The organism is Microbacterium sp. (assembly GCF_035554235.1).
GTDB lineage: Bacteria > Actinomycetota > Actinomycetes > Actinomycetales > Microbacteriaceae > Microbacterium.
The window spans coordinates 1-3513 of sequence record NZ_DATMIO010000209.1; the positions used below are offsets into that span (position 1 = coordinate 1).

General features: G+C 68.1%; 4 protein-coding genes. 1 reads left to right on the top strand and 3 read right to left on the bottom strand.

Annotated features, from left to right (window positions below; genetic code table 11):
• The 3 genes from VNT50_RS10920 to VNT50_RS10930 all read right to left on the bottom strand — a co-directional run.
• Positions 1 to 844: CE1758 family FMN-dependent luciferase-like monooxygenase (locus VNT50_RS10920; RefSeq protein WP_325485147.1), on the bottom strand; the 844-nt coding region annotated here is incomplete at its 3' end.
• A 121-nt stretch (positions 845 to 965) separates the two neighbouring features.
• The gene (locus VNT50_RS10925; RefSeq protein ID WP_325485148.1) at positions 966 to 2117 is read right to left on the bottom strand and encodes a N(5)-(carboxyethyl)ornithine synthase; all 1152 of its coding nucleotides are present in this window, start codon (positions 2115 to 2117) and stop codon (positions 966 to 968) included.
• A gap of 92 nt (positions 2118 to 2209) precedes the next feature.
• Positions 2210 to 3091 carry an alpha/beta fold hydrolase gene (locus VNT50_RS10930; protein ID WP_325485145.1) on the bottom strand — a complete coding sequence of 294 codons (882 nt, stop codon included), beginning with the start codon at positions 3089 to 3091 and terminating at the stop codon, positions 2210 to 2212.
• A 91-nt stretch (positions 3092 to 3182) separates the two neighbouring features.
• Between VNT50_RS10930 and VNT50_RS10935 the strand changes: the two genes are divergently transcribed.
• On the top strand, positions 3183 to 3513 hold a 331-nt coding region (locus VNT50_RS10935; RefSeq protein ID WP_325485146.1), incomplete at its 3' end, for an acyltransferase family protein.

Sequence of the window (3513 nt, forward strand, 5' to 3'; positions counted from 1 at the left end):
GCGACCCGACGGTGAGCGGGGTCTGCTCCATGAACTCCTCCAGCGACGGCCCGTGCCCGTACACCGGGGCCTCGTCGAAGTACGGCCGGAACTCGCGGATCGCATCCTGGGAGTTCCTGCGCATGAACACCTGACCACCGAGCCCGACGATCGCCTGGTCGGCGGAGCCGTGGCCGTAGTGCTCGAAGCGGGCCCGGTACAGGCCGATCAGGCGCATGAAGTGCTCCTTCGGCCAGAAGATGTGGTTGGCGAAGAAGCCGTCTCCGTAGTACGCGGCCTGCTCGGCGATCTCGGGAGTGCGGATCGAGCCGTGCCACACGAACGGCGGGGCGTCATCGAGGGGGCGCGGGGTCGAGGTGAAGCCCTGCAGCGGGGTGCGGAACCTGCCCTCCCAGTCCACGACCTCTTCGCGCCACAGCTTGTGCAGCAGCGCGTAGTGCTCGATCGCGAGCGGTACGCCCTGGCGGATGTCCTGCCCGAACCAGGGATAGACGGGGCCGGTGTTTCCACGCCCCAGCATGAGGTCGGTGCGGCCTCCCGAGACATGCTGCAGCATCGCGAAGTCCTCGGCGATCTTCACGGGGTCATTCGTCGTGATGAGCGTCGTGGCAGTCGACAGGAGCAGACGCTCGGTCTGGGCGGCGATGAATGCGAGGGTCGTGGTGGGCGATGACGACCAGAACGGCGGGTTGTGGTGCTCGCCGAGGGCGAAGACGTCGAGGCCCACCTCCTCTGCGTGCGTGGCGAGCGTGATCGTGTCGCGGATCTTCTCGCCCTCACTGAGCGTGCGGCCGGTCGTCGGGTCTTCGGTGATGTCGCTCACCGTGAAGATGCCGAACTGCATCTGGTTCTCGTTCACGATCGCTCCTCGCGTTTTCTATGCAAGTGAATGTATCTCGTGTAACGCGGCAACACCAAGGATATTCCCGAGCCCCGTCGGAGCACCGTCCGGACCAGCGCGCTTCCTACGACGCGGCCGCGACGTGCGGAGGCAGCTCCGCGCGCCCCTGGAATTCGAGGATCGCGGGATTGAGGATGACACCGTCGCGGATCTCCGTGGCCCGCCGGATGCTCTCGCTCTGCGCCCACGCCTCGGGCCCCGCCATGACGGTGGGGATGAACCCGAGCAGGGCCTCGCTGATCTCCCAGCTCGCGGAGTTCCAGAGGTAGGAGGGACTGTGATCGACGCCGTAGTAGTTGATCGAACTTCCCACGGTGAACATCGGCTCGGCGAAGCTCGTCGGCCGCGCCCACTCGAACCCCATCCCTTCGTCGCACGACACGTCCACGATCAGACTGCCCGGGCGGAACGCGTCGAGATCCGATTCGCGCAGGTAGAGCAGCGGACGATTGGGATCCTGCAGCGTGCAGTTCACGACGATGTCGCTCTCGGCGAGGAAGGGGGCCAGCGGCACCCGGCCGTCGTCGGTGATCACCTCGCTCAGGTACGGACCCTCGTCGTGGTCGAACTGGATCATCTGGGCGGCATGGATGGGTGAGGCAACGGATGCCGTGCGCCGGTTCGTGAGCACCCGCACATCGTGCACGCCGTGTGCCCGGAGGGCGGTCACGGCGCCGCGCGCGGTCGCGCCGAAGCCGATCACGACGGCCGTGAGCCGGCGGCCGTAGTCTCCCGTCGAGCCGCACAGCTGGAGCGCATGGAGCACGGAGCAGTAGCCCGCGAGCTCGTTGTTCATGTGGAAGACGTGCAGCCCGAACGTGCCATCGGCACCCCAGTGATTCATCGCCTCGAAGGCGATCACCGTGAGGCGCTTGTCGATGGAGACCTGAGTCATCCGACGGTCCTGCACGAGGTGCGGCCAGCCCCAGAGAACCTGCCCGCCGCGCAGCTCCGCGAGGTCGTCGAACTGGGGCTTGGGCAGAAGCACGACGTCGGATGCCGCGATCAGGGCCTCGCGCGGGAGCACTCTCCCGACGAGCGCGCCCAGCTCGGCATCCGAGACCCCGAAGCGCTCGCCGTAGCCCTCCTCGAGAACGATGCGCGGCCGAAGCTCCTCGGGGAGCCGATCGAGGTGCCCCGGATGGATCGGCACCCGCCGTTCATCCGGCTTGCGGGAGGCGCCGATCACGCCGAGAGTCATTCCTGCGGCGGTCATCATGGGCCTCGTTTCGCGCACCGGACAGGAGCCCGCCCGGCTCCCGACGCTACACCCCGCCAGTCGTGCGGCCCTCGCTGCGACGGCCGCGGTCAGTCCGCGTCGGCGAAGAGGCGCAGCATGTCGCGCGTCAGCTGATTCGGTGCCGTCTCACACGGCGCGTGCCCCGTCGGATACATGGCGACGCGCGCGCCGATGCGGGCCGCGTAGGCGGTGTGCTGGGCCGCCGGCCAGAGGTCCTGCTCCCCGACGGCGATGAGCATGGGCACGTCGATGGCCGCCACGTCGTCTGCGATGTCGGGCATCGTCATCATGAGTCCCACGACATCATCGATGCACCCTCTGCCCGTGACATCCATGCGCTCGCGAACGAAGGCGATGCGGCCCGGCGGCGTGCGATTGAGGTTGTAGCGGATGCCCCACAGGATCAGACCCGCCGCGCGATGCGGTGACATGTCGGAGATCGGCCCGATGTGCTTGACGCCGCGGAACACCTGGCCCGTCGCCGGCGGCGCCGACATCAGGGTGAGGCTTCGGAACAGATCGGGGCGCTCGACGAGCGCGAGTTCGGTGACGAGGGCGCCGAAGCTGTAGCCCAGCACGTGTGCGGGCCCGCCGTCCTCGAGAATCGCGACGAGGTCGTCGATGAAGAGCCGGTAGTCGAAGTGCTCGCGAGGCGGATCGAGGTTGCCGGGCCCCGCGAGCACCGACTCGTAGTGGCCGGAGATGTCGAAGGACTCCACGAGGTAGCCCGCCGCCGCCAGCAGCGGGAACAGGAGGACGAAGTCCTCCTTCGAGCCGGCGACACCCGGAACGAGAAGCACGCGCCCTCGCCGCGGTTCGCCGAGCCGCACGCGCGCCAGGTCGCCGCTCGGGGCGGCGAACACGTCCGCCGCGGTGCCCTCGGGAAAGAGGTGCCAGTCGAGGTCCTGGATCGCCAGGTCGCGTTCCCTGGCCTCGTCGATGATCGTCATCGAGGGTGAGACTATCGCGCTCCCGATGCTGCCGTTCGGCGCGGAGACCGACGGATAGTCTGGGAGGGACCTTCAGCGGATGGCGGTGGCGATGACCGACGACGAAGCGGCACGGGGCGGCGCGACCCCCGCGGGGGCTATCGCCCGGACCAAGCGGCGCGTGCCGTTCTGGGACAACGCCCGCTTCGCCTGCATCGTGCTCGTGGTGCTCGGCCACTTCTCGCAGCGGCTCACGTACGACTCCGACATCGCGCTCGGGCTCTACCTGCTGATCTACGCGTTCCACATGCCCGCATTCGCGATCATCTCCGGGTACTTCTCCAAGGGCGGGGCCCCGACCAGGGTGCAGATGGCGCGGGTCGTCACCGACATCCTGGTTCCGTACGTCATCTTCGAATCGCTCTGGGCCCTCACGAAGTGGG